Origin of the sequence: Nocardia sp. NPDC051321 (assembly GCF_044455225.1) — a bacterium.
Taxonomy (GTDB): Bacteria; Actinomycetota; Actinomycetes; order Mycobacteriales; family Mycobacteriaceae; genus Nocardia.
The window spans coordinates 365,798-389,313 of sequence record NZ_JBITEM010000010.1; the positions used below are offsets into that span (position 1 = coordinate 365,798).

Genomic DNA, 23,516 nt, shown 5'->3' on the forward strand with positions numbered 1-23,516 from the left:
CGCCGGGCCCGTGGACGAAGCCGATTTCCGCGAGCTCACGGGTGGTCGCGTAGGCCGAGACGATGCCGGTGACCGGGCCCATGCCGAGCATGTTCAGCATGGTGAACGATTCGACGGCGACCGACGCGCCCATCACCACTGGCCGTCGGGGAACGGTCATGGTGGCCGCGCAATACCCGCAACGCGCCGCGGGCCGCGTCGGTCAGCGCGGCCGGGTCGTCAGAGTTACGGCATTGTGCGACAAGGGCGCCTTCATGACCGGGCCGGTGTCAGCGGGCGCCGCCGTTGACGTACAGGGTTTGCCCGCTGACGTAGGAGGATTCGTCGCTGGCGAGGAAGGCGATCACGGCGGCGACCTCCTCGGGTTGTCCGACGCGCCCGAGTGGGGTGCGTTCGGCGACGGACTGTTGCAGTTGTTCGGGGGCCATGCCGACGCGTTCGGCGGTGGCGTCGGTCATCGCGGTGGCGATGTAACCGGGGGCCACGGCGTTGACGGTGATGTTGTATCGGCCGAGTTCGATGGCGAGGGTGGCGGTGAAGCCCTGGATGCCCGCCTTGGCGGCGGCGTAGTTGGCTTGGCCGCGGTTACCGAGGGCCGAGCGGCTCGACAACGAGACGATCTTTCCGTAGCGCTGGGCGACCATGTATTTCTGGGCGGCCTGCGAGCAGTGGAAGACACCGGTCAGGTTGACCGACAGCACGGCGTTCCAGTCGTCCTCGGAGAGCCGGAAGAACAGGTCGTCGCGGGTGATGCCCGCGTTGTTCACCAGGATCTGCGGGTCGCCGAGCTCGGTGGCGATCTGCTCGAAGACCGCCTGCACGGAGTCACGGTCGGTGACGTCGCAGACATAGCCGCGCGCGGTACCGCCCGCCCGGCTGATCAGTTCGAGGGTGGCGTCGGGGGTGTTGCGGTCGAGCACGGCGACGCTGGCCCCCTCGATCGCAAGCCGCAGCGCAGTGGCCGCGCCGATGCCCTGCGCCGCACCCGTCACCACGGCAACCTTGTCGGTGAAACGGTCCATGGATTCGTTCTCCTCTCCGAACGCGCTGCGGGCGCGGCCGACTCGACTGCAGGCTAGCGACCGGGAAACCAGCGGGGCAAGTTTCCGGCGCCTGCACTGAAAGTAGTTCGACAAGGGGCGAATTCGTGGGCAGACCCGCGATGGGGTGGATTGCCGATACCGCTGCTATGTACACGCGCCGTCCAGGCTCGCTCCACCTGTCTCGGCTCGGCAGACCGGACATGCCGCGTCCGCTAGCCCGCGTCCGCGATGGGGCCCAGCTCGTCGGCGAGCCACTGCGGGAATTCGGTGAGGTCGTTGAGGATGACGTCCGCGCCCGCGGCGCGCAGTTCCTCGGCGTCGCACGGTCCGGTGGTGACTCCGACGGCGAGGACACCCGCGGTCCGCGCGCCGTGCATGTCGCCGACGTGATCGCCGACATAGATGCCGGCCCGCTCCTGCCGCAATACGGCGGCTTTGCCCGCCGACCACAGGTCACCGGCGAGATGGTCTATGCGCCAACCGAGTTCATCGATGTGCAACCGCGCGAGCGGTTCGTGCTTGCCGGTGACGACGAGCACCCGGCCACCCCGGGCCGCGATCGCACCCAGTGCCGCGTCCGCGCCCGGCATCGCGGGAATGCTGGACACGACGCTCGGATACAGCTCGCGATACCTGGTGACCAGCGCCGGAACCAGCTCCTCGGGAGCACCGACTTCGACAAGCAACGTGGCCAGCGGCGGCCCGAGCCGATCGGCGAAATCGGCGCCACGCAGCGGAACATCGAACTCCGCGGCCAGGATGTCGATGGCCCGACTGACGCCCGGTCGCGAGTCGATCAGAGTCATATCCAGGTCGAAGCCCACCGTCCACGTCACCTCTCGACCCTATCGGCCGAGTCGACGCAGGCCTCGGTGAGTGGGGTCACCCGAGGTGCTGTTCGCCCGCACGGGCGAACAGGACGTCACCTGGTTCAACGTCATTGCCGCGCGGTCATCGAAATACCGCGGGCACCGATGCGCGCGCCGTGCTGTCGGCGGTGAGGTGCTCGGCGCGGCAGGCGCGCGAGCCCGGCTGATCTGTCATCGACGCCCGTCCGGTTGATCATGCGATGGCATCGACGGGTGTAAGTGGTTGGCAGGCACGGGACTTCATCAGGGGCGAAGATCGCGAGGGTGACCTAGGGTCGAGGGACGATCGTGGCGGCGGGAGAGCACTCATGGGACATGTGGAGCACAGTGCGACGTGCGCGGCGCCGGTGGGCTTCGCGTTCACCTACGTCGCGGATTACCGGAACGTGCCGAGGTGGATGTTCGGGATTCGACATTTCACGCCGGTGGGGGAGCAGACTTCCGGAGTCGGTGCGGTATTCGACACGGCGCTGCATCTCGGCCCGACCACGCTGCACCTGCGTGCGGACACCACCGAATGGGTGGACGGCTCCCGGGTGACGATGCGGGCGATCAAAGGCATCGAAGGCACGATCCGGTGGGACTTCGAATCGCTGGGCGAGCAAGTCACCAAGGTCAGCGCTACCGCCGACTATCGAGTACCCGGCGGCCTGGCCGGGCGGGCCCTCGATCGCGTGATCCAGGCGTTCATCGGCCCGGCGATCCGGCACACCGAAAAGCATCTGCGCGAGAAGATCGAGACCAGCTATCGGGACTCGCTGCGCGAGAACAGCTGAGGCCTGCGCCGCTGTTGACGGCTGTCGCGGCACTCGTACGCGAACGCCGCAATGGTGCGCGCGGCCGTGCTGATTCACGTGGAACCGCTGGTGCAGTTGATGAATTATGAAGCGCACCAACAGGGTTCACGTGCAGCGACTGCATGTCTGCATCGACCGCAAGCAACAGCCTGCGACGTCGGGTTTGCCTGGCAGACGCGGGCCGAGCGGGACGCGTGATCGTGCTGGTCGCGATGCGCGAGACGGAAACGGCGTCGCGTGCCATATCGCAGCAGATGTCATGAGCGACTACATGATCGCCAACCATCTAGGCGAAATTCAGCACCGCCGAACACCGGATGCGTCCAGAGTTGGCCGAGCATGCCTAGTCCGGTGAGGGCCGCCAGGCCATTGAGGACCGCCAAACCCTGCTGGATGGACTGCTTGTCGACCATCGCCCACGCGCAGACCCGTCGAGGAGATTGCTAGCCCCTCCGCCAGACCCGCCTTCCCCTCGCCTGCGCAACGCCCCAACCACCCCATCGGCTGACTTGACGTACGTTGCATGCTCTTGACGCATGCTGCGACCTGCGTCAAGAGCATGCAACGTACGTCAAGTGTGTTTGGGGTGAGGGTCAGGAGGGGGACGCGCGCCGGTTTGAGGGCGAGCGGTGTCGTGTTCGATGGCCGAGATGTTCGGCCGATGTCGGGAGGGGGATGCCACAGGGTTGTCCGGCCGCATCACCTTTGCGTAATCCTGTATCGGGCTGCGGGGATTGTCGCGAGGACAGCGGTGATCGGTGACCGTAAAGTTCGGCGCATGGCGTTCCAACTCGAGCTGCGGCCGACTCCACCGTTGCCGTTGACGCCGGAATGCTTGGTGCACACCGGAACCGCGCGATTGTTCGTGACCGGCATGCTGGTCCAGGGCTCCGGTGCTCCCCCCGAACAGTTCGGGTTCTTCATCCCCACCGCGACACCGCTACCCGCCGCCACTGTCGAGCCACAACTATTGGCCGAGGCCTCGCTGATGACGGGCATCGCGACGTCGATCTCCGGCAACTTCCCCTTCGGTGTCGAGCACGTCCAAGCCGCGTATCTGCCCGACCCGCGCGGCGGCACCGACCGCTGGCTCTACCTCAGCGGAGCCGCGCATATCGGCCGCGAGATCCGCATCGGCTACCGCGTGACCGTGGTGACCGGATAACAATGCTTCGCCGAGGACAACCCGCTCGCTGCGTGTCGCGATCCCCGCGACGTCCCCAGCAGGAAGTTCATGCGCGCTGCATGCTGTCCTCACCGGACGCCCTAGTGTCCTCGGTCGTGTCGACCGGCGCACGTGTGACGGTCACCCAGGTGTTGTTGACCGCGGAGTTGCCCGAGAACGTATCCGTGAGTGACGGATCGTGCAGCAGATTCACATTGGCTCCTGGCAACGCGGCGGCAACCGACCAGCCGACGCCGGGCTCGCGATGCCCCCAACCGTGCGGGATGGCGATGGTGCCCGCGCGGATGTCGTCGCTGACCTCGAGGGGAACGACGATCGAACCGGTCGGTGAGGTGACCGCGACCGGCTCACCGTGGGCGAGCCCGCGCGCGGCGGCGTCGGCGGGATGCATGAGCGCGGTGCAGCGGTCACGGCCCTTCACCATCGCGGGGACGTTGTGCAGCCAGGAGTTGTTACTGCGCAAGTGGCGACGACCGATCAGCTTGAGGTCGTAACCGTCCGCCGGTGTGGTGATCGCGTTACCGGCCAGAGCGTCGTCGAGCAAGCGGCGCGCGGCGGTGCGGAAATCCTCGGGCGCCAGATGCACCTTGTGGTCCTTCGTCCCGATCAGCGCACGCAACCGCGGCCGCAACGGACCCAGATCGATACCGCCGGCCGACGCACGCGCCTTCCCGACCGTGAGCCCCTTAAGACCACGCCGCAGCACCCCGTACGGACCGGCCGCCACCCCGGCGGTCGCCAACCGCACCGGACTGAACTGCTCGAACAGACCATTGAGCGCCCGCGCCGTGAACCGCCGCGCCGGCAACGGCACCAGCTCGGTGACCAGCCGCGCCATGATCTGCCAATCCTCGAGCCCCTCGGCAGGCGGCTCGAACACTCGCGCGTCGTAACGCAGGTTGTTGCGCACACTGAACACCGGGAACAAAATGTTGACGTCCTCGCGTTCCAGCGGCGAGATCGGCGGCAGGATGATGTCGGCATGCCGAGTGGTCTCGGTGATGTACATGTCCACGGCCACATAGAAATCCAGCGAATCCAGCGCCGCGCCGAGTCGACCGCGCTGCGGAGTGGACAGCACCGGGTTGCCCGCGTAGGTGATCATCGCCCGGATCTGGCCCGCACCCTCGGTGAGGATCTCATCGGCCAGCACCGCGACCGGCAGTTCGGTGCGGAAGGACTTGTAGGTGCCGGAACGATCCGTCCACGCCCCGTAACCCATCGGCAGATACTTCGCGAACCGGGCCACGTCGATCGGCGGCGTCGCGAACATCTGCCCACCCGCCCGATCCAAGTTGCCGGTGACCGCGTTGATCGTGTTCACCAGCCAATGCGTCAGCGTGCCCGTCACCTGCTGGCACACCCCGATCCGCGCGTACAGCACCGCCGACGACGCGGCGGCATGGTCGCGGGCAAGCTGTCGAATGGTGTCGGCGTCGACCCCGGCGTGCGGCGCCATCCGCTCCGGAGTCGCCTCGGCGACCAACCCGCGCAGTTGCTCCCAGCCGGTGCACTGCGCGCCGATCGCCGCTTCGTCACACAGATTCTCGGCCACCAGCACCTGCAGCATCGCCAGCAGCAGATACACATCACCGCCCGGGCTCACCGCCACATGCTGATCGGCCAGCCGCGCCGTCTCGGTCCGCCGCGGATCGATGACCACCACCTGCCCGCCGCGGCCCCGCACATCCTTGATGCGCTGCTTGGCATTGGGCATCGTGGTGATCGACCCGTTCGAGACCGCCGGATTCGCACCGAGGATCACCAGCCGATCGGTGCGATCGATATCGATCACCGGCATCAGCACATTCGACCCGAACATCCGCCACGCCACGAACTCCTGCGGGAACTGATCGATCGACGACGCCGAAAAGAAATTCCGCGTCAGCAACACCGCTCGCAGCAGCGCCCCGTAGATCACCGAGGAACTGTGCGCCGCCGGATTCCCCAGATACATTCCGATCGCGCTCGGCCCGTGCGCGCCGCGCACCGCGCGCAACCGCTGCCCGATCTCCCGGAACGCCTCATCCCACCCGATCGGCTCGAAACCCGCACCCACCCGCCGCACCGGCGTCCGCAGCCGATCCGGATCATGATGCAACCCACCCATCGCCGTCGCCTTCGGGCAGATGTAGCCCTGCGACAACACGTCGTCCGGATTCCCCTCGATCCGCGTCACCTGCGCGTCCTCGACGGTGACCAGGATTCCGCAATGCGCCTCACACAGCGTGCACTGCCGGGCAATGGTGGTAGCACTCATCGGTTTTCACCTTCTGCCGGTTTGCTTGCCACAGGCTACCAAGCAAACCGTAGGTACCACTATGGTCCGCGGGGCAGCACCGGAAGAAGCCAGCCCGCCACCGGCGTGCACGCCGCGTGATTCTGTGAGGCCCGCAGGGGGCTACCCGCTCAACGCCGCCAATACGCTGCGTGCCTGATGGTCGGCACCGAGTTGGTTGGGGTGGAACGGAACTGCCACGCCAGGCGGGTTGCTCGACCACGGGATCAGGCCCTCTACCCAGCGGGTGCCGGGTGGGCGGCAACCGTCGTGGCCGCTGCTGGTGGTGTAGGTGTCGACGAGCTCGACGCCCGTTGCCTGGGCCACGCGGGCGAGCATCGCGTTCAACTCGACCAGTTTACGGCCGAGCCACTCCGCGTCGGCGTCCGAGATCGGTACCGTCGGAAAGCAGCCGGGTCCGGTGCTGACGCCTTCGAAATAGTCCAGCAGCAGAATGCGCGCGTGTGGCGCGCGCTCGCGAATTCCAGTGACCGACGCGGTCACCTTGTTTTCGGCGGCGAGAATGTTCGACGACATCCGGTCCGCGCCGCCGACCACCCAGGCGTTCAGGCACGGGGACGCCGTGGGATCCGCGGTCAGGCACTGCTGCACGGTCGCCGCCAATCCCGCGTCATTGCCGCCGATTTCGAGCGTCACCAGATCGGTCGACGGAGTGAGGCGATCGAACTGCGGGGGATTGACCCCTAACGGGGTGGATTGCGGGCCGGCCAGGTTCTTCGTCATGGCACCACCGCAGGTCGCGTCCCGGAACACCGGGACCGCCAGCGCGGCCGCCACCTGCTTGGCGTAACTGCCGCTGCTCTGCGCACACCCCAACGGCACGAAGTCATCGGTCGCCTGAATCAACGACGCGTCCGCCGCCCACGAATCACCCAGCGCCACATACTCACCGAACTCCGGAGCCGCCGACGCCACCGGAGCGACAGCCAGCGGCAACGCCACACCCCAACACGCGATCACAGCCCGCGACGCCTTGCGCACCATCGCCTCCCACGCCAAACCAGCCGGACGTCCAACGCTGGTGAACCTAACACGCGAGCAGCAATCCTTAAGTCACCCAAGCGCTATACGATGCCGCCCATGCCACACCGCCGCTCCTGCCTCATGGCCCTGTGCGGAGCATTCCTCATCGCCGTCACCACCACCGGTTGTCTCGGTGCGGTAGACCGCGCCGACTTCGAAAAGGTCATCCAGGCCCGCGGCGGCGGACTCGTCTCAGCACTGCCCAGCGCCGCCCTCGACAGCCTCCGGCAACGTCTCGGCGCCACCGAAATCCACGCCAGCGTCATCGCACTCACCGCACCCGCGTCGAACGGTTTCCGCCTGAGCATGCTCGACCAGCAGCCACCGGTCACTCGCTTCCTCGACGAGAACCACAACCTCGCAGGCCAGGACCCCTCGGCACACTTACGTATCCAAGTGCCCACCCATCCGGATCAACAAGACGACTACACCTTCGCCAACGGAACCCTGCACGGCCCCACACCGGTCCACGTGTCGGCCGCCGACAACCCCGACGACGAAATGTTCGATGTCGCAGACGTTTCCGGCCTGCTCCGGCTCGAGGATGTCCTCGATACCGCGATCGCCCGGGCCGCCGTGGCAGGCGGCTACGTCACCTCGGTCGTGGTCAACCGCATCGGATCCGATGTCGTGATGACCGTCAACGTCACCTCGCCACGCACCACGGTGGTTGCCCAATTCGACCGTGCCGGAACATTTCTGCGGATGAGCCAGGCATGAGCGACCAGTACGAGAACCTGTCGGACAGCACCCCGCGCCGATCTCGCCGGATCCTGGCGACCCTGGCGGCGATCCTCGCCGGGACCGCGATCCTCGGCTGCGTCCTACCCGTCGCGATCTGGCCCGGCGAGGCGAAATTGACCGCACCGTTGTTCTGCGACGCGCCCTACACCGAGCCGATCGTCGTCTCGGACACCATGCACGATTCCGAAGGGCAGAGCACGAACTACTCGATGTACTGCGTCGGCGACCGCGGCCAGTACACCGAGGTGGGCTTCCTGCGGCCGTGGCTCGCGTTGTGGGCGCTGCATGCCGCGCTGGTGATCGTTGTGGTGATGGTGGCGCGGGCATGGCGGTGGCGACCCACGCGACCCGCCGAACCGGTGCGACTCGCAAAATCTACGGAACTCTAGACAACCACCTACCCTCCCTTGAAACGTCACAGTGACGTTTCAAGGGAGGGGCTCGGGAACTGTGGGGGAGTTCACCCCCACCGTAGAGGAAAATACGGGCGCAAGATCGACGCGCCATGGAGCTGATCACGCGGGGACAACCGCCACGGGTTCCTCCGCCGACCGCACCGGAACACCGGGCAGGTACCGACTCACTACCGGAATCAGCAACTGAATCAGCGGACCGATGCCGAAGGCATAAACAAGCGTCCCGACCCCGACACTGCCACCCAGCACCCAACCGACCGACAACACCGTCACCTCGATCGCGGTCCGCACCACCCACACCGACACACCAGTCCGGCGAACCAGTCCAGTCATCAACCCATCACGCGGACCCGGGCCCATCCCGGCACCGATGTACAGCACCGTAGCGATCGCATTGAGCACCACCGCCGCACCCATCGCACCCACCCGCACCGGAATCATCTCCCACGCGGGCAACAACCACAGCCCGACATCCACCGACACCGCGATGACCACGACATTGCTCACCGTCCCCAGGCCAGGGCGCTGCCGCAACGGAATCCAGGCCAGCAGCACAGCGATCCCGGTCAGTGCCGTCACCGCACCGAAGCTGATCGGCACATGGCCCGCCACACCCTGATGGAACACATCCCACGGGTCCAACCCGAGCCCGGCACGCACCATCACAGCCATCGAGAACCCGTACAACCACAACCCGACATACAACGCCACCAGGCGACGAATCAACACCCGCCCAGCATCGCCGACAACTGGCCTCGGAAAACAGAGCCAGTCAGCAACAGCTGGCCCCGCAGCTGGCCACACAGGTGGACCGCAACTCGCGGATAACCGCCACAAAACCTACCCACGGCGTACACCGGACGATACTTGCGACCGATGCGGCGCCCAGCGCGCGGCGAACACACTGATAGGCAACATCAGCCGCCGGACAACGAGGGTCAGGATCATCATGGGCATCTTCCGCAAAACCACCGACAAGACCGACGAGCAACCCGCCAACGCGACCGACCAGAACACCAAGGACGCCGACGACGCGAAGAAGGACCGCAAGCGCCGCCGCCTGCTCGGTGGCTACTACGGCAGCAACGGCGGAAGTTAGCCCGGAACGGCTGGCGCGCAACAGAATTGAGGTCCACCCACCTACCCCTCAAAACGTCACTGTGACGTTTTGAGGGGTAGGTGGGTGGACCCAGGGGAGAAGCCCCAAAAACCCAATCCGGAACCGGCTCAAGTCTTTCCGGCCAAATCAGGCGCAAACCGGAATATTTACACCAGCGATAAATCCGGCCAAGGGGAGATCAACAGCGATCCGACCCACACAACGCCGACCTTCCATGAGTCAAACTGGAGAGCCTCCCGAAGCCGGGAGTGACGGCACGCGAAACGACGCACACGCCAACGTCATCGGACGGCACAGCCCTGATTATCTACATCCGTTTCTACGCCGATAATCAACACTATGTAAAGTAAATGATCTGTCGGTGGGCCCTGACATACTCCTCCCCATGGCCGAGCCACCGTCCCCTGTCGATCTGGTGCGTTGTTCGCCGACAAACGGCTGCGGCGAACTAAAGCCGAGAAGCCTGATGGCCCAACCAGGTCCGCGTGCTCCGCTCTGCGGGGCGTGTTATCAACGAGCCCGTCGTGCACGCCAAGGCCCCGCTGTAGTCCGGCGAGCAAACCTCTGGGCCAAGTATCGGATCCGGCCAGAACAATACGACGCCATGCGTGCGGAACAGAACTATCGCTGCGGCATCTGCTGCGTCCACGAGGATGACGTCGACCTCTCGGGCGTCGGTGGCCGACCGCGGAAAGATGGGCAGCAACTCGGCAAGGTTCCCCTCGCCGTCGACCACGATCACTCCTCCGGCGCCGTCCGAGGATTACTGTGTCCGCGATGCAACGCGGGGCTCGGCGCATTCGGCGATGACCCCACTCGGATGCTCGCGGCGATCACCTATCTCGAGCGGTTCATAAGCAATAACGACCGCAACGCCGACAGTGCTCTCGCCGCCTCCGACTCATCCGTCGAGGTGCTCGACCACCTCCCCTAATGCCAGTTGCTGATCTGGACGTCGTGGGGATCCGGTGCGCCCGTTCCGGTTTCGACCAACTGCTTCAGGCTCAGCAGGTAGCTCGCCCACTTGGTGCTGCAGTGGTGCATGAATTCGCCGGGTTCCTTCCAACCCTCGTGTTTGAACAGGATGATCGTGTAGTCGTCCTCGCGCTTCAGGTCCCAGATGACCTCGGTGCCGATCCATTCCTCGGGTCCGTCGACCACCTCCCACAGCACCCGCTTTCCGGGCTGCAGGTCGATAACCTTCATGTCGAATCCGCCCGCGGTGAAACGGAACTCGATGACTCCCCCGGTGTCCGCGTCGCCCTTGGTGTCGCTGGCCCACCAGCCTGCCAGTTTGTCGACCGAGGTCAGGGCCGCGTACACGTCGTCGACGGACGGGGATATGACCCCGACCCGGTGCAGAATGTCTACCATTTCGATTCCTCTCGATTGCTACTGCTGTTTGCTGCGTTGGATCGCTTCGGCGATCCGCTTGATGCGCTGGAGCCTGGCGTCCCACGTCGAGCCGACCGCGTTGAGTTGCGCCACGGCGCGGGCGAGTTGGGCGTCGTCGACGCGGTAGCGCCGCTCCCGGCCCTCCGGTGACCCGTGTACCAGGCCGACTCGATCGAGGACGCCGAGGTGGCGTGCGACGGCTTGCCGGGTGACGGGTAGTTGCTCGCTGAGGCTGGTCGCGGTGCCCGCACCGTCGGCAAGGAGCAGGTCGAGCATGCGTCGCCGGGTGGGGTCGCCGATCGCGGACCACAGGTCGTCGTCGACGGTGCTGTTCATCGGCTGGCGATCAGTCCGGTGGCGTAGCTGCCCAGGCGCGGCAGATAGCCGTCCCAGCCGGAGCTGTGCTCGTTGTACTGTTGCTCCAGAACGGCGATCTCCCAGCCCATTTCGCGGAAACCGGTTTCGGTCATGCGGACCGTGGTGCCGTCTCCGGAGGGTGCGAGTTCGAAGGTGACGAACAGTGAGTTGCCGACGGCCGCGGTTTCGTCGGCGGGATGGGTCCAGCGAAAGGAGAACAGCCGGTGTGGCTCGGCATCGACCACGGTGATCGCGACGACGTCGCGCTTCTCGTCGGTTCCGAAGGTGAGCGTGCCGCTCGCGCCCCGGACGGGTTCGAGGTCGGCGTCGTCGGGCCACCATTCCTTCAGGTGGGTGGGGCTGCTGATCACCTCGTAGACCACCTCGGGGGTGGCTTCGATGTGCATCGTGCGTTCGATCTGTCCGTGTTCCATGCCTACTCCTCTGACTCGCAACAACTTGTTGCGCATGACGTTAGCCGAGGTTGTCGCAACGCGCAACACTTGGTTGCACATCGTTTCGGTGGCGCCTTGCGCAGCTGACCGACCGCAGGACTAGCGGTAGCAGGTAATTCGACGGCCACGGCCGTAATGATCGTTTATTCTCGGGTGGGGGCTCGGGAAGCCATTTTTGATCGGGTGGGCCACATGGAGATGGACCGAGTGGCGGCGACGCAGACTGCGTTGACGCGACTGGTTATTGGATTCGACAGTGCTTGGGAGGACGCGGACGCTCCACCGGACCTGGCGGCGCATCTGCCTGCCGACCGCGGGCTGCGACGCTCGGCACTGATCGAATTGATCAAGGTAGACCTGCAGCACCGCTGGCAGCACACCCACCACGGCAAACGCCTCGCCGACTATCGGGCACAATTCCCCGAACTCGACGCCGCCCCACTGCCGCCGGACCTGATCTACGAGGAGATCACCGCACGCAGCCGCGGCGGCGACCCCGCACTCGACCTCAGCGAATACGAGCAGGACTTCGCCGCGCAAATGGCGCAGCTCGCCACCCAGCTCGACACCGACATCATGGCCGCCGAGAACTTCCGCACCACCCTGCTCTCGGACCCCACCGCGATCAACGCCCTCGACACCATCGCACCCGGCGCCACCATCGACGACTTCGACCTACTGATCGCACTCGGCCAGGGCGCGTTCGCGCGGGTGTTCCTGGCCCGGCAGCGCTCCATGCAACGGCTTGTCGCGGTGAAGATTTCGCGCGACCGAGGCAGCGAACCACAAACCCTCGCCCAACTCGATCACGAACACATCGTGCGCGTCTTCGACCAACGCCAAATCGAAGAACAACACCTCAAGCTGATGTACATGCAGTACGTGCCAGGCGGCACCCTGCTCGGCGTACTCCGCCTGGTCCGCAGCACACCCGTCGCGAAACGCACCGGCCAGCTGCTGCTCGACGCGGTCGACGCCGCCGTCACCTCCGGCGGCGTACTGACCCCCCAACCCTCCGCCACCCGAGCCGAACTCGCCCGCCTCAGCTGGTCCGAAGCCGTCGCCTGGCTGGGCAGCCGACTCGCCACCGCCCTGGACTACGCCAACCGCGCCGGCGTGCTGCACCGCGACATCAAACCCGCCAACGTGCTGCTCACCGCCGACGGCCACCCCAAGCTCGCCGACTTCAATATCAGCTTCAGCACCCACATTCCGGGCGCGAGCCCCGTCGCCTACTTCGGCGGGTCACTGGCCTACATGTCCCCCGAACAGCTCGAAGCCTGCCATCCCAACATGGCCACCACGGCCGCCGACCTGGACACCCGCAGCGACCTCTACGCCCTCGCGGTCGTCCTCTGGGAACTACTCACCGGCCGACTCCCCTTCGCCGACGAACTCGGCATCGGCGAATCCGACACCTCGCTCACCAGAATGATCGAACTGCGCCGCAAACCGATCGACGAACGCCTGCAAGCCAGCACACCGGCGGACTGCCCGCAGATCCTGCGCCACGCCTTACTCACCTGCCTATCCCCCGACCGCGACGACCGCTACACCACCGGCGCCGACCTCGCCCAGCACCTCGAGCTCACCCTCGACCGCACCGCCCGCGACCTCGTCGACCCGCCACGCCGCAGCCTCCGGGGCAGGCTGCGGATGCGGCCGATGCCGGTGGTGACGCTGTCCAGCGCGCTCGGACAGCTCCTCGGCGGGCTGTACCTGGCCGGGCACAACACGAAACTGCTCGACCTCGAACTCGGGGCCGACGGGCAGGCGCAAATCACCAAACTCGGGTTGATCGCGGCCGCTATCGGCTATCCGGTGGGGATCGCGATCCTGCTGTACTGGTGTCGGCTGGTGTTCCTGGTGCCGCACGGATTGCGCCAAGGCAAGCAGTACGACGAGCAGACACTCGCCAAGGCACGGGCGGACACCCTTGCCTGCAGTGACCGCATCGCGGCCGTGGCGTTCGCGGGGTGGCTGCTCGCGTTGGTGGCGTTCCTCATCAAGTTGCACGCCATCGCCGACCTCTCCGCGGGGTTGCTGTTCAACCTGATCTCCTCGCACTTGGTCGCGGCCGCGCTGGCCGTTGTGTACACCTACTTTCCGGTGACGTTCTTCGTACTGCGTTGGTACTACCCGGGATTGGTGGCCGCTGGGCTCAGCTCCCCCGCCGAGTCGGCTCAGCTGCGACGGCTGGCTCGGCGGAGCCGGATCTACCTCGGGATCGCCGCATCGGTACCCCTGTTCGGGGTTGCCGCTGGCGTGGCGTTCCTCGATCCCACCCAGCAGCAGACAGTGATCGCATCGATCGTGGGGTTATGTGTCTGCGGGTTGTTCGCGTTCGTGGGCACGTTGCGGGTCTTCTACACCCTGGAATCAGACCTGCATGCCCTCGACCGGATCGTCAACCCGCACGCTCGGCCGTGACCGGACAGTTGTTGCCGCCGTTCCGGATTCGAGGCCCCGGGTACTGATGGCAATGGCAGCCCCGACGAACTGGCGGCTTGTGCGGGCGCTGCTGGAATGTGGCAGTCCGGTGCCACCACCCGGCAGATGTAAGAGTCACGTAACGCCGTCGTCGGCTGATGGATTGATCTGAAGGGACTACTCGGCCGCGCCGCCTGACGGTCTGATAACCCTCAGGCGGCGCGGCCGACGGCCCCGAGAGCCGCAGGCGGCGTTTCCTGCCGTAAGTCCGTGCCGCGAGACGTCGTCGTCGCTGAAATCCGCGCCCGGTCTCGGGATTCGCACCGGCTCTGGTGCGGACTGTGTAACCGGTATGGCGCGCTCGCGGCGGTTGACCAGCGCTCGGTGCCGGAGTGAGCCTGGCATGTGGTGCGCACTTCGCGGCGGTCGAGCAGCCTGTGTTGCCGAGCGTGTTCGGGCGATCCTCCCGCTCGTTATGCGCATCCGTTCCCTGGCTTCTGTGCGGTTTGTTAGAGCGGAATATTGTTGTCTTGGCGACTCATTAATAGCGCTTATATGCATATATACGCACGTCTAGGTACCGCAATGTTTTTCCCTACGTCTACGAACTCGACAAGTAACCCCTGGCGATCTACAGGCTGACAGTGTCCCATTCCCACTCAGCCCGGGCCGGGTCGGCTATTCCCCTCGCGAGATACCAACTTGCCCTCCGTAATCCATCCGACCCGCTCCCCTACCCTCTGCGGCACAGTCGATCCCGATCGCCACAAGTTACCCATCCCCCAATTCGACCGCCGCACAAGATCACTGAACCGGCATTCGCTGAACGGTGCTGAGGTGACTAACCTTCAAGCGGTGCTTGGACATTCACATGCGACCAGTGGCGCTTTGGCCTGGTCGGGGGCAGCAGCGGCGCTGCCCGTCGCGATCTTGACCTACCCGACGATCCAAGGTGTATCAGGACATCTCGGCCCCGTCGATCTGCTCCTCGGAACATTTCTGACGGCGGGTGCGGCGCTGTTGCCAGACGCCGACCACCCGGAGGGAACGATCGCGCATGTGCTCGGTCCGCTCTCCTACTACCTCTGCAAGTTGATCTCGGGGATCTCCGGCGGACACCGGCACGCCACCCATTCCTTCGCCTTCGTTGCCGCCATCTCCTATGGCACGTGGGCCGGTGAGCATTGGATCGGGCGGTGGTTCACCCTCGGACTCGTCTTCTTCCTGCTCGCCCTCGCTGTGCGCGCGCTGCACCTGTGCCCGCCTGGCGACGGGATCGAGGCGTGGGGAACCATCGTGGTGCTCGCGGTCGCGGGAACCTTCGCAATGGACCATTGGATCTCCGACAAACCCGTCTGGTTGCCGTTCTCCGTAGGCCTCGGCGCACTGGTGCACCTCGTCGGCGACTGCCTCACCGACCGCGGCTGCCGGCTGTTCTGGCCGTTCAAGCTGCGCACCAGGGTCCCGATCATCGATCGCACCGGGAACAAGCTCGAAACCTGGATCCTCTCACCGCTGTTCGTACTCGGGACGCTGGCGGTGCTGTGGTATTCGATCACCCATCAGCCGTAGCGCTCCGGAGATGTAGCCGCCCGGCCCTGCTGCCATGGCAGCGGCGCGGGGTGGTGAGCCCTCCCTACTCACGGGGCTCCGCCGCCGCGGCATAAGCCATGGCCACGGAGCCCCGACCTTATCCTCGTCAGCCGCCCAACACGCTCCGGCCCGCAGAGCCGCGGCCGAGTAAATATGAGGACCTAACCTCCCCTAGCTGTTGGCCACGTTTAGTTGTCGCCACCCCCTGGGCTCTGTGCGTTTTTGATCAGGGGTACGGAGATGTCGTGAGCTCAGGTCAGGTCGTCAGCACATAGTTAGATGCGCATATCTACGTAACACTATGTTCTTTAAGAACCGTCCTCGGGGTCGCAACCCGAGTGCGGATCCTTCTGAGCCAAATCCGCACCCACACTCGGGATCCGCACCGCTCTAGGCCCTATGCGGAAGGGCCGCTGCTCACGGCGCTCGGGGGTTGTCGCTTCCGTCCACACAGCACTGTCGACGCACGCCAGACCGGAGCCGCTACCGCCCCGCTCCATGCCCGATTGTTCGATCCTGTGGGTCTCCCCTACCCCCACTGTTCAACCAGGAACTCGGCGCTACCCTGAGTCGTGCCCATCACCACGATGAACCCACAACGCTGGACACCGCCGACCGCTCCCCCGCGAGCGCGCCGAAGTCGCAGTACGCCAACGCTTCCCGAAGTCACCCGACTCGAGCTGCCGGGTGCGGGGCCGGAAGATGTTGTGTTCGGCCCCGATGGACGACTGATCGCGGGGATCGCCGATGGATCGGTCTTGAGTATCGATCCGTCCACCGGTGACGTGCGTCGACTCGTAAATACAGGTGGGCGGCCGCTGGGCTTGCATGCCGATCCCGACGGCACCCTCTTGATCTGCGATTCCGAACGTGGGTTGTTGCGGCTGAGTCCGGACGGTGCGCTGGAGGTTCTCGTCGACGAGGTCGATGGCGAGCGGCTTTCCTTCGCCAGCAACGTCGTTCGTGGCGAGGACGGGTCCATCTACTTCTCGTCCTCGTCGAGTCGTTACTCGTTGGCCGAGTACATGGGCGACATTCTCGAGCATTCGGGAACCGGCAGGCTGTTCCGCCGCGACCCGTCCGGCAGGGTCGACACGCTGCTCAGTAACCTGGATTTCGCCAACGGGGTGGTGCTTGCCCCCGACCGTTCGTGCGTGCTCGTCGCGGAGACCGGCGGCTATCGGGTCTCGCGCTACTGGCTGACGGGGCCGAAGGCAGGTACTCGCGATTGCCTGATCGAAAACCTTCCGGGGTTCCCGGACAATATGGGTCTTGGCAGCGATGGGAATGTCTGGATCGCTTTGCCTACGGCGCGAAACCCGTTGCTGGACCGGTTGCTTCCGCTGCCGGGAATTCTGCGGCAGATCGTGTGGATGCTGCCTGACTGGGTGCAGCCGAAGCCGGCGAAAACGATCTGGGTGATGGCGGTCGATTTCGATGGCAAGGTGGTACACGATTTGCAGATCGAAGGCACGAACTTCTCGATGGTGACCGGGGTCGTGGAGCGGGACGGTGCGTTATATCTGGGCAGTCTCACCGAGTCGGCGGTCGGCGCGACGCGAGTCTCCTGAGGTCCCGCTTCGACGGGACGATTTCAGTGCACGCTTGTACACTGAAACGATGACTGAGCAGACGCACCAGCGACAGGCCGAGGTCCGGGCCCTCGCCCGGTTGGCGGGCGACGAGCTCGGCGGGGCGGTGGACGGGATCGCGTCCGTGCACCGGGCGATCGCTGGGCGGGTGTTCGCGGCGGTGCGGTTCGGGGTCGGTCCGGCCGCGGCGCCGGTGGAGGTGGTGCACGACGCGATCGCCGACGGCGTGTATCGGATCGTGAGTGGGACGGCTGTCGCGGCGGGCCGGTTGGCCGAGAAGACGGTGGATCTGCCCGGTGCCGAAGCACCTTCGCGGACGGTGTTAGGGGCGGGCTTCCTCGGGGCGCTGCAGGGGCTGATCGGCGACGACCTGGAGGACGCGCGGCCCATCCTGGCCGGGCCGATGACGTTGCGGGTGGACGGGGATCCGGTGGCACCCGAGCAGATCGGGAACTATGTCGCGGCGCCGAGTGCGCGGGTGGTGGTGTTTCTGCACGGGTTGGTGGAGACCGAGCATGCGTGGCGGCTGGGTGGGCGGACGAGTTACGCCGAGGGGATCGAGCAGGATCTGGGTTACAGCACGCTGCAGATCCGGTACAACAGCGGTCTGCACATCTCGGAGAATGCTCGTCAGTTGAGCGAGTTGCTGGAGCGGCTTGTCGAGCATTGGCCGGTCGAGATCGAGCAGCTGTCGTTGGTTGGGCATTCGATGGGTGGGTTGATCGCCCGTGGCGCGTGTTTCGACGCGAGCGAGTCCGGGCTGGCTTGGGTGCGCAAGGTTCGCCACCTTGTCTGTCTCGGTTCGCCGCATCTGGGTGCGCCGCTGGAGCAACTCGTGCACTACGCGTCCGCCGCGTTGGTTCGCGTGCCGGAGACTCGCCCGTTCGGGCGGCTGCTGCGTCGTCGCAGCGCGGGAATCCGCGATCTCCGGCAGGGCTCACTGGTGGACGAGGATTGGCGCGGCGCCGACACAGACGCGTTGACCCGCAGAGCCATTCGCGAGGTCCCCCTCCTCGATGGTGTCGCCCACTACTTCGTCACCGCCTGCATCACCCGCAGCCCGCGCCACCCCCTCGGCCGAATCATCGGCGACGGCTTAGTCCTCACCCCGAGCGCCGCAGGCCGAAACCGCGCCCGCCGCATAGGTTTCGATGACTCCAACGGCCTGCACATCCCCGCCGCCAACCACTTCACCCTCCTCAACCACCACGCCGTCTACGAGGGCCTCCGCACCTGGCTGACCACCGACCCAACACCCAACTAACACCCGCCCCAACCACGTCCATAAACCCGTTTCGCCGCCACCCAATCCCTGGCGGCATCGGCCGAGACCTCCCGCCATGGTGTGCCACTGAATACCAATTCGATGACGCCGGATGCTCGTCACCCCGAATTGACGGCAGCCCGGCGTCTAACCGATGCCTGGCGTAACTGCCAGCACACCGCCATCGAGCGGCACTTGACGTACGAAGCTTGTTCTTGACGCACGTTGCAAGGTGCGTCAAGAGGGTGATTGGTACGTCAGGTCGGCGTAACGAGCCCTCGAGGTGACGACGGCCGGGGCGTCAACCATTGGATCGGCGATCGCGGCGTCAATCAATGCGATCGGCGGGCCGCGACGCCAGCCAATGCGATCGGCGGGCCGCGGCGTCAATCAATGCGATCGGCGGCCGCGACGCCAGCCAATGCGATCGACCGACCCGGCCTCGACCAATGCGATCGGCGGCCCGCGGCGTCAACCAATGCGATCGGCGGCCCAGCCTCGACCAATGCGATCGGTGGCCCGGCCTCGACCAATGCGATCGGTGGCCCACTGGTGGCGCACTTCGGAGGACAGCTACATGTCGGGGGCGGTCTGCGCAGCAGGCTGGGTCTCGAGAGGCCCAGCCTGTTGTGTTCTGCGTGGGCGAGTTCAGAGGAGGTGTTCGGGGTCGGCGTCGGCTTCTAGGCGGACGTCGGCGGTGAAGAGGGTTTCTACGTCGGGGTCGTCGGTGTGGGCTGCGTAGAGGAGGAGGCAGCCGCGGATGCCGTCGAGGAGGTCTTCTAGGAGGTCGAGGGCGGGGCGGGAGGGGTCGAGGCGGCTGATGCGGAAGCCGGCGAGCATGGCTTCGCGGGTGTCGGCGTCGACCTCGAATTTGCGTGCCTGCTCTTCGATTTCGGCGACGCGGCCGACGACGGCCCATGGGGCGGGGACGCGGCCTTCGTGCACGGCCATGGCTTCGGCGATGAGGTCGACGACGACTTCGGTGGGGCTCTCCCCCGCGTCGAGGCGTTCGAGCACGAGGGTGGGGGTCTCGACCTGGAGTGCTTCGATGTCGTCGGCTTCCACGACGACGTCGGTGCATGGCACGCCGGCCATTTCGCCGGCGACCTCGGCGGCGGCGAGCAGCCAGTGGGCGGCGGCGACGGAGGCGGAGGCTGGGTCGAGTTCGGTGAACAGTTCGATGGAGCCGAGCGGGTCGGCGCGTAAGAGGTCGTCGGCGGCTTGTACCTGGGCCGGGGAGACGTCGGGGCGGGATAGTTCGACGGCTTGGCGGGCGCGGCCGGACAGGTCGCCGCGTTCGGCGGATTCGATGGCGGCTTGTTCGTTGCTGACCTCGGCGGCGATGGTGTCGCGCAGGGCGAGGTCGTCGATGTCGTAGAGGGTGCGGCCGACGCGGTGCGCGGATTCGACGACGCCGCTGTAGGAGACGACGAGTCCTTCTTCGGAGGGCAGGTTGGGGGTGCGGATGCCTGCCTCGACCTCCTTGAAGTTCCGGCGTTCTTCGGCGCGGCGCCAGGCTTCGCTGTTGGGGATGTCGGGGTCGCCTGCCGCGCTGGCCGGGTGGGTGTAGGTGCGCCAGTGGAACCGCGACAGCGTGGTCAGGTTCGACGCCAGATTTGTTGCCTGATCTTGGGTTACCGTGTGGGGCAAGGTGGCAACCGTTTGGGCGAGGTCACCTCGGCCGGTCGCCCAGATGGCGACGAGCACGTTGTGGTCGGCGTCGAATGCGTATCGGGTCACCCGGCAAGTCTGGTCTATTCCGGCGCGATCCGCGCGGTCAATCCGATCCATTGGCCGCACTACGCATGCCGATTCGACCGGGCGGGCCGGAAAAGGCCCGTACCCGTTGCTCTCTTGTCGGTCGGGCAGGAGAGGATGGATGGCATGACTCTCGACCATGGTGACCCCGGCGACGCTCCTTCGATCCCGCAGCCGACCGGGCCGGTGGCGAATGCGGCTCGGCCGTCGGCCGCCGAGGAGGCGAGAACGGTTGCCGCATCGACGAATACCGCGACGCTGGGCAGCTTGAGCGACGACGGCACACCGTGGGCGTCGCTGGTGACGTATGGGCTGCTGGACGGGCAGCCGGTGCTGTGCGTGTCCCGGATGGCCGAGCACGGTCGTAACTTGGCGGGCGATCAGCGGGCCAGTCTCTCGATCGTGGCGCCGGACGCGCCCGCGGATCCGCTGGCGGGGACCAGGATCACACTGGCAGGCGTGGTGGAGCGGCCGGTGGGTGCCGAGGCCGATGCCGCGCGGGAGGCGCACCTGGCGGCGGTGCCCGCGGCGAAGTTCTATATCGACTACAGCGATTTCTCGGTGTGGATACTGCGGGTTCGTCGGGTGCGCTGGGTCGGCGGGTATGGGCGGATGGATTCGGCCACCGCGGAGCAGTACGCGGAGACGACGCCGGATCCGATCGTGCCGGTCGCGGCGAGCGCGATTGTGCATCTCAATGACGATCATGCTCCCGCGTTGCTGGCGATGGCGCAGGCGCTGGGTGGGTATCCGGACGCGACCGAGGCGAGCTGTGAGCGCGCCGATCGGTATGGGCTGGACTTGCGGGTGGTGACGCCGCGCGGGGTGGCGCGGACCAGGGTGGGTTATGCCGAGCCGATCGGTGCGATCGATGAGTTGCGTGCGGCGACAGTCGAATTGGCGCGGCGGGCGCGGGGAATGAATCAGACTTCGTAGAGTTCCAGCGGCAGGCCGTCGGGGTCGAAGAAGAACGCCATTCGTTTGCCGGTGACCTCGTCGACGCGCAGTTCTTCGGTGCGGACCCCCTTGGCGGCGAGCTCGTCGAGTGCCGCGGCGACGTCGCGGACCGCGAACGCCAGGTGCCGCAGTCCCGCGGCCTCCGGCCAGCTCGCCCGGTCGGGCGGTTCGGGGAAGGAGAACAGTTCGATGCGGCTGCCGCCGGGGATGGCCAGGTCGAGCTTGTAGGACCGGCGTTCGGCCCGGTACTGCTCGGCGATGACGGCGAGGCCGAGTGTTTCGGCGTAGAACCGCTTGGAGCGGACATAGTCGGACGCGATGATCGCCACGTGATGAATGCCTAGGAGTTCCACTACGCGACCGTATCCCAGCGTGAGTACTACTCCTGACAACCCACCGTCAGCATTCGGCCCCGCCGACCCCTCACGCGGTTCAGCGGCGGTTGGCGGGTTTCGAGTCGCGGGTGGGGACGGTGAGCATGGCGACGATCATGTCGGTGATTTCGGCGGTGTCGTCGGGATGGGGTTTGCGCAGGCCGGCTTCGAGGGTGCGTTCGTAGTCCGCGATCAAGGCGAACATGACGGTGGTCATGGTTTCGAGGCGTTGGCGGCGTCGACGTGGGGTGAGTTGGGGTAGGGCGGCGGCTAGGCGGGTGGCGAGGATGCGCACGGCGGCGCGGTCGGTGCCCGCGAGGCGGCGTGGGTCGGCGACGACCGGGTGGGCGCGCACCACCTCGAGGAAGCGGCCGTAGTGGGTGACGTCTTCCTGGGTGATGAGTTCGAGGATCGGCGCGGCGAGCATGGTCACCAGGGTGTTGATCTCGTGGGCGGCGCCGTCGGCTTCGTGGGTGGCGAGCAGCTGCATGCGGCGTTCTTCGAGCCAGTTCATCCGGCGGTCGACGATGGCTTCGATCAGGCCGTGGCGGGAGTCGAAGTAGTAGTGCACCGCGGAGTTGTTGCGGTGGCCCGCGGCCGCGGCGATCTCGCGCAGCGGGACTTCGACGCCGCGTTCGGCGATGAGTCGCTCCCCCGCGTCGAGCAGGGACGCGCGCGAATCGGCGATTAGCATAGGTGGACTGTACTAAACCCAAGGCTTGACTGGGTTAAGCATGCGTGTTTAGTTGAAGAAGTGGGAAGCGAGCGGGTGACGGTGGGGATCGGCGCACAACGCTGCCGAAGCCTTGCGGCGCAAGGCAATCCCGCGGCCACCCGCTTGGGTGGACCACGATGCGTACAACTCGACCTCGGCGGGTGCGGGGATCGCGGCACGCAGCGTTTCGGCAATCACGGCCGCGGCGCGCGATCCCAAGTTGCTCGACGGTCCGGCACCGGCCTGGGATCTGTGGCGGCGGATCGCGGCCAAGGATTCGATTCCGCGGATCAATCGCCGAGCATCCGCTCCGATGACTCGTGGGCCTACCCGCTGACAGCCAGCTGCGGGCCGCCGACCATCGACGGGCGCATACAGCTCGTCGATCATCCGAGCGAAGCCGACGGCACGATCGTTGTCGGTGGCGAGAACCAGCGCCGAGCGGCGTCTCATGCCCGAGCGCATGATCGGCCGACGTCTCACTGTGCTCGGCACAGCCAATTCACCACGAACGCGTCTTGCCGATGATCGCGGCCGGGCCGATCTTTCAGCTGTGCTGGGTGGTGCGGGACATGGCGGCGGCGCAACGGCAGTTCAGCGAGCGGTATGGGGTGGCGAAATGGTTCACCATTCCCGATGTGCACTTCGGGCCGGACCTGTGCGAATTGCGTGGTGCACCAGCTGATTACACGATCACCGTGGGGCTCGGATACGCGGGCGGGCAGCAGTTGGAGTTGATCGAGCCGCGCGGTGGGGTGAGCTTGTACAGCGAGCATCTCGATCGGGTGGGGCCCGGGCTGCACCATGCGGCGTGGGTGCCCGCGGACTATGACGGTGCGCTCGATGAGGCACGGTCGGCGGGGATCGAGGTGGTCGCGCAAGGCAAGTTCGCGGGCGTCGGGATGGAGTTCGCGTATCTCGATGGTGGGCCGATCGGGTCGTGCTTCGAGCTCATGCGGCTGTCGGACGAGATGAAGGCGATGTTCGATGCGCTGATTCCGGAAGGGTTCGCGAATCCGTGGCGGTAGGAACCGAAATTCCGCAGTTGGTGTCGAGGACGCCGCGGTGGGGACAAAACTGCGGACGTGCTGGTGGTCGGATTCGGTGTCGCCGGAGTGGGTGCGGGTGC

General features: G+C 66.2%; 25 protein-coding genes. 13 read left to right on the forward strand and 12 right to left on the reverse strand.

Annotated features, from left to right (window positions below):
* Nucleotides 1-269: 269 nt before the first annotated feature.
* Both ACIA8C_RS25520 and ACIA8C_RS25525 read right to left on the reverse strand, forming a co-directional pair.
* Entirely contained in the window at nucleotides 270-1,022 is a 753-nt protein-coding gene (locus ACIA8C_RS25520; protein ID WP_397138814.1) for a beta-ketoacyl-ACP reductase, read from the reverse strand.
* Nucleotides 1,023-1,255: 233 nt separating this feature from the next.
* Entirely contained in the window at nucleotides 1,256-1,879 is a 624-nt protein-coding gene (locus ACIA8C_RS25525) for an HAD family hydrolase (protein ID WP_397138816.1), read from the reverse strand.
* 40 nt (nucleotides 1,880-1,919) lie between these two features.
* On the opposite strand from ACIA8C_RS25525, the gene ACIA8C_RS25530 reads away from it, so the two are divergent.
* The 3 genes from ACIA8C_RS25530 (at nucleotide 1,920) to ACIA8C_RS25540 (ending at nucleotide 3,874) form a co-directional block, all read left to right on the forward strand.
* A complete protein-coding gene (locus ACIA8C_RS25530) occupies nucleotides 1,920-2,105 on the forward strand; it encodes a hypothetical protein (protein WP_397138818.1) in 186 nt (61 codons plus the stop codon).
* Between the two features lie 115 nt (nucleotides 2,106-2,220).
* On the forward strand, nucleotides 2,221-2,688 hold the full coding sequence (locus ACIA8C_RS25535) for an SRPBCC family protein (RefSeq protein ID WP_397138820.1): 468 nt from the start codon (nucleotides 2,221-2,223) through the stop codon (nucleotides 2,686-2,688).
* Nucleotides 2,689-3,487: 799 nt separating this feature from the next.
* The gene (locus ACIA8C_RS25540) at nucleotides 3,488-3,874 is read left to right on the forward strand and encodes a hypothetical protein (protein WP_397138822.1); all 387 of its coding nucleotides are present in this window, start codon (nucleotides 3,488-3,490) and stop codon (nucleotides 3,872-3,874) included.
* A gap of 67 nt (nucleotides 3,875-3,941) precedes the next feature.
* Here the strand turns inward: ACIA8C_RS25540 and ACIA8C_RS25545 are convergent, their stop codons facing one another.
* Both ACIA8C_RS25545 and ACIA8C_RS25550 read right to left on the reverse strand, forming a co-directional pair.
* Entirely contained in the window at nucleotides 3,942-6,155 is a 2,214-nt protein-coding gene (locus ACIA8C_RS25545) for a molybdopterin oxidoreductase family protein (protein ID WP_397138824.1), read from the reverse strand.
* 141 nt (nucleotides 6,156-6,296) lie between these two features.
* Complete coding sequence (locus ACIA8C_RS25550; RefSeq protein WP_397138826.1) at nucleotides 6,297-7,130, reverse strand: SGNH/GDSL hydrolase family protein; 834 nt, start codon at nucleotides 7,128-7,130, stop codon at nucleotides 6,297-6,299.
* A gap of 144 nt (nucleotides 7,131-7,274) precedes the next feature.
* Between ACIA8C_RS25550 and ACIA8C_RS25555 the strand changes: the two genes are divergently transcribed.
* A complete protein-coding gene (locus ACIA8C_RS25555) occupies nucleotides 7,275-7,937 on the forward strand; it encodes a hypothetical protein (RefSeq protein WP_397138828.1) in 663 nt (220 codons plus the stop codon).
* Nucleotides 7,934-8,350: a hypothetical protein gene (locus ACIA8C_RS25560; RefSeq protein WP_397138829.1), complete on the forward strand. Its 417-nt coding sequence runs from the start codon at nucleotides 7,934-7,936 to the stop codon at nucleotides 8,348-8,350. Before ACIA8C_RS25555 ends, ACIA8C_RS25560 begins: the two co-directional genes overlap by 4 nt.
* A 126-nt stretch (nucleotides 8,351-8,476) precedes the next feature.
* On the opposite strand, the gene ACIA8C_RS25565 is transcribed toward ACIA8C_RS25560, so the two are convergent.
* Nucleotides 8,477-9,106, reverse strand: coding sequence for a YitT family protein (locus tag ACIA8C_RS25565; protein WP_397138831.1), 630 nt, complete (start codon nucleotides 9,104-9,106; stop codon nucleotides 8,477-8,479).
* Nucleotides 9,107-9,326: 220 nt separating this feature from the next.
* Here ACIA8C_RS25565 and ACIA8C_RS25570 point away from each other — a divergent pair, with 220 nt between their 5' ends.
* Together ACIA8C_RS25570 and ACIA8C_RS25575 are read left to right on the forward strand one after the other, a co-directional pair.
* A complete protein-coding gene (locus tag ACIA8C_RS25570) occupies nucleotides 9,327-9,476 on the forward strand; it encodes a hypothetical protein (RefSeq protein WP_397138833.1) in 150 nt (49 codons plus the stop codon).
* 625 nt (nucleotides 9,477-10,101) lie between these two features.
* Nucleotides 10,102-10,431: an endonuclease domain-containing protein gene (locus ACIA8C_RS25575; RefSeq protein ID WP_397138835.1), complete on the forward strand. Its 330-nt coding sequence runs from the start codon at nucleotides 10,102-10,104 to the stop codon at nucleotides 10,429-10,431.
* Here the strand turns inward: ACIA8C_RS25575 and ACIA8C_RS25580 are convergent.
* The 3 genes from ACIA8C_RS25580 to ACIA8C_RS25590 are packed head-to-tail and all read right to left on the reverse strand — an operon-like array spanning nucleotide 10,428 to nucleotide 11,683.
* Entirely contained in the window at nucleotides 10,428-10,871 is a 444-nt protein-coding gene (locus ACIA8C_RS25580; protein ID WP_397138837.1) for an SRPBCC domain-containing protein, read from the reverse strand. The two genes, ACIA8C_RS25575 and ACIA8C_RS25580, sit on opposite strands and share 4 nt — an antisense overlap.
* Nucleotides 10,872-10,889: 18 nt before the next feature.
* The gene (locus ACIA8C_RS25585; RefSeq protein WP_397138839.1) at nucleotides 10,890-11,228 is read right to left on the reverse strand and encodes an ArsR/SmtB family transcription factor; all 339 of its coding nucleotides are present in this window, start codon (nucleotides 11,226-11,228) and stop codon (nucleotides 10,890-10,892) included.
* Nucleotides 11,225-11,683, reverse strand: coding sequence for an SRPBCC domain-containing protein (locus tag ACIA8C_RS25590; protein ID WP_397138841.1), 459 nt, complete (start codon nucleotides 11,681-11,683; stop codon nucleotides 11,225-11,227). Before ACIA8C_RS25590 ends, ACIA8C_RS25585 begins: the two co-directional genes overlap by 4 nt.
* 213 nt (nucleotides 11,684-11,896) lie before the next feature.
* Between ACIA8C_RS25590 and ACIA8C_RS25595 the strand changes: the two genes are divergently transcribed.
* The 4 genes from ACIA8C_RS25595 (at nucleotide 11,897) to ACIA8C_RS25610 (ending at nucleotide 18,583) form a co-directional block, all read left to right on the forward strand.
* On the forward strand, nucleotides 11,897-14,134 hold the full coding sequence (locus ACIA8C_RS25595; RefSeq protein WP_397138843.1) for a serine/threonine-protein kinase: 2,238 nt from the start codon (nucleotides 11,897-11,899) through the stop codon (nucleotides 14,132-14,134).
* 855 nt (nucleotides 14,135-14,989) lie between these two features.
* Nucleotides 14,990-15,706, forward strand: coding sequence for a metal-dependent hydrolase (locus ACIA8C_RS25600; RefSeq protein WP_397138845.1), 717 nt, complete (start codon nucleotides 14,990-14,992; stop codon nucleotides 15,704-15,706).
* A gap of 608 nt (nucleotides 15,707-16,314) precedes the next feature.
* Nucleotides 16,315-17,298 carry an SMP-30/gluconolactonase/LRE family protein gene (locus tag ACIA8C_RS25605; protein WP_397138934.1) on the forward strand — a complete coding sequence of 328 codons (984 nt, stop codon included), beginning with the start codon at nucleotides 16,315-16,317 and terminating at the stop codon, nucleotides 17,296-17,298.
* Nucleotides 17,299-17,347: 49 nt separating this feature from the next.
* Nucleotides 17,348-18,583 carry a lipase family alpha/beta hydrolase gene (locus ACIA8C_RS25610; RefSeq protein WP_397138847.1) on the forward strand — a complete coding sequence of 412 codons (1,236 nt, stop codon included), beginning with the start codon at nucleotides 17,348-17,350 and terminating at the stop codon, nucleotides 18,581-18,583.
* Between the two features lie 648 nt (nucleotides 18,584-19,231).
* On the opposite strand, the gene ACIA8C_RS25615 is transcribed toward ACIA8C_RS25610, so the two are convergent.
* Entirely contained in the window at nucleotides 19,232-20,323 is a 1,092-nt protein-coding gene (locus ACIA8C_RS25615; protein ID WP_397138849.1) for a hypothetical protein, read from the reverse strand.
* 144 nt (nucleotides 20,324-20,467) lie between these two features.
* Between ACIA8C_RS25615 and ACIA8C_RS25620 the strand changes: the two genes are divergently transcribed.
* Entirely contained in the window at nucleotides 20,468-21,277 is an 810-nt protein-coding gene (locus ACIA8C_RS25620) for a HugZ family protein (RefSeq protein WP_397138851.1), read from the forward strand.
* Here the strand turns inward: ACIA8C_RS25620 and ACIA8C_RS25625 are convergent.
* From ACIA8C_RS25625 to ACIA8C_RS25635, 3 genes are all read right to left on the reverse strand, one after another.
* Nucleotides 21,265-21,651: a VOC family protein gene (locus ACIA8C_RS25625; RefSeq protein ID WP_396993745.1), complete on the reverse strand. Its 387-nt coding sequence runs from the start codon at nucleotides 21,649-21,651 to the stop codon at nucleotides 21,265-21,267. The two genes, ACIA8C_RS25620 and ACIA8C_RS25625, sit on opposite strands and share 13 nt — an antisense overlap.
* 79 nt (nucleotides 21,652-21,730) lie before the next feature.
* Nucleotides 21,731-22,366, reverse strand: coding sequence for a TetR family transcriptional regulator (locus tag ACIA8C_RS25630; protein WP_397138853.1), 636 nt, complete (start codon nucleotides 22,364-22,366; stop codon nucleotides 21,731-21,733).
* 48 nt (nucleotides 22,367-22,414) lie between these two features.
* On the reverse strand, nucleotides 22,415-22,777 hold the full coding sequence (locus ACIA8C_RS25635; protein WP_397138855.1) for a hypothetical protein: 363 nt from the start codon (nucleotides 22,775-22,777) through the stop codon (nucleotides 22,415-22,417).
* 134 nt (nucleotides 22,778-22,911) lie between these two features.
* Here ACIA8C_RS25635 and ACIA8C_RS25640 point away from each other — a divergent pair, with 134 nt between their 5' ends.
* On the forward strand, nucleotides 22,912-23,415 hold the full coding sequence (locus ACIA8C_RS25640; RefSeq protein WP_397138935.1) for a VOC family protein: 504 nt from the start codon (nucleotides 22,912-22,914) through the stop codon (nucleotides 23,413-23,415).
* Nucleotides 23,416-23,516 lie beyond the last annotated feature (101 nt).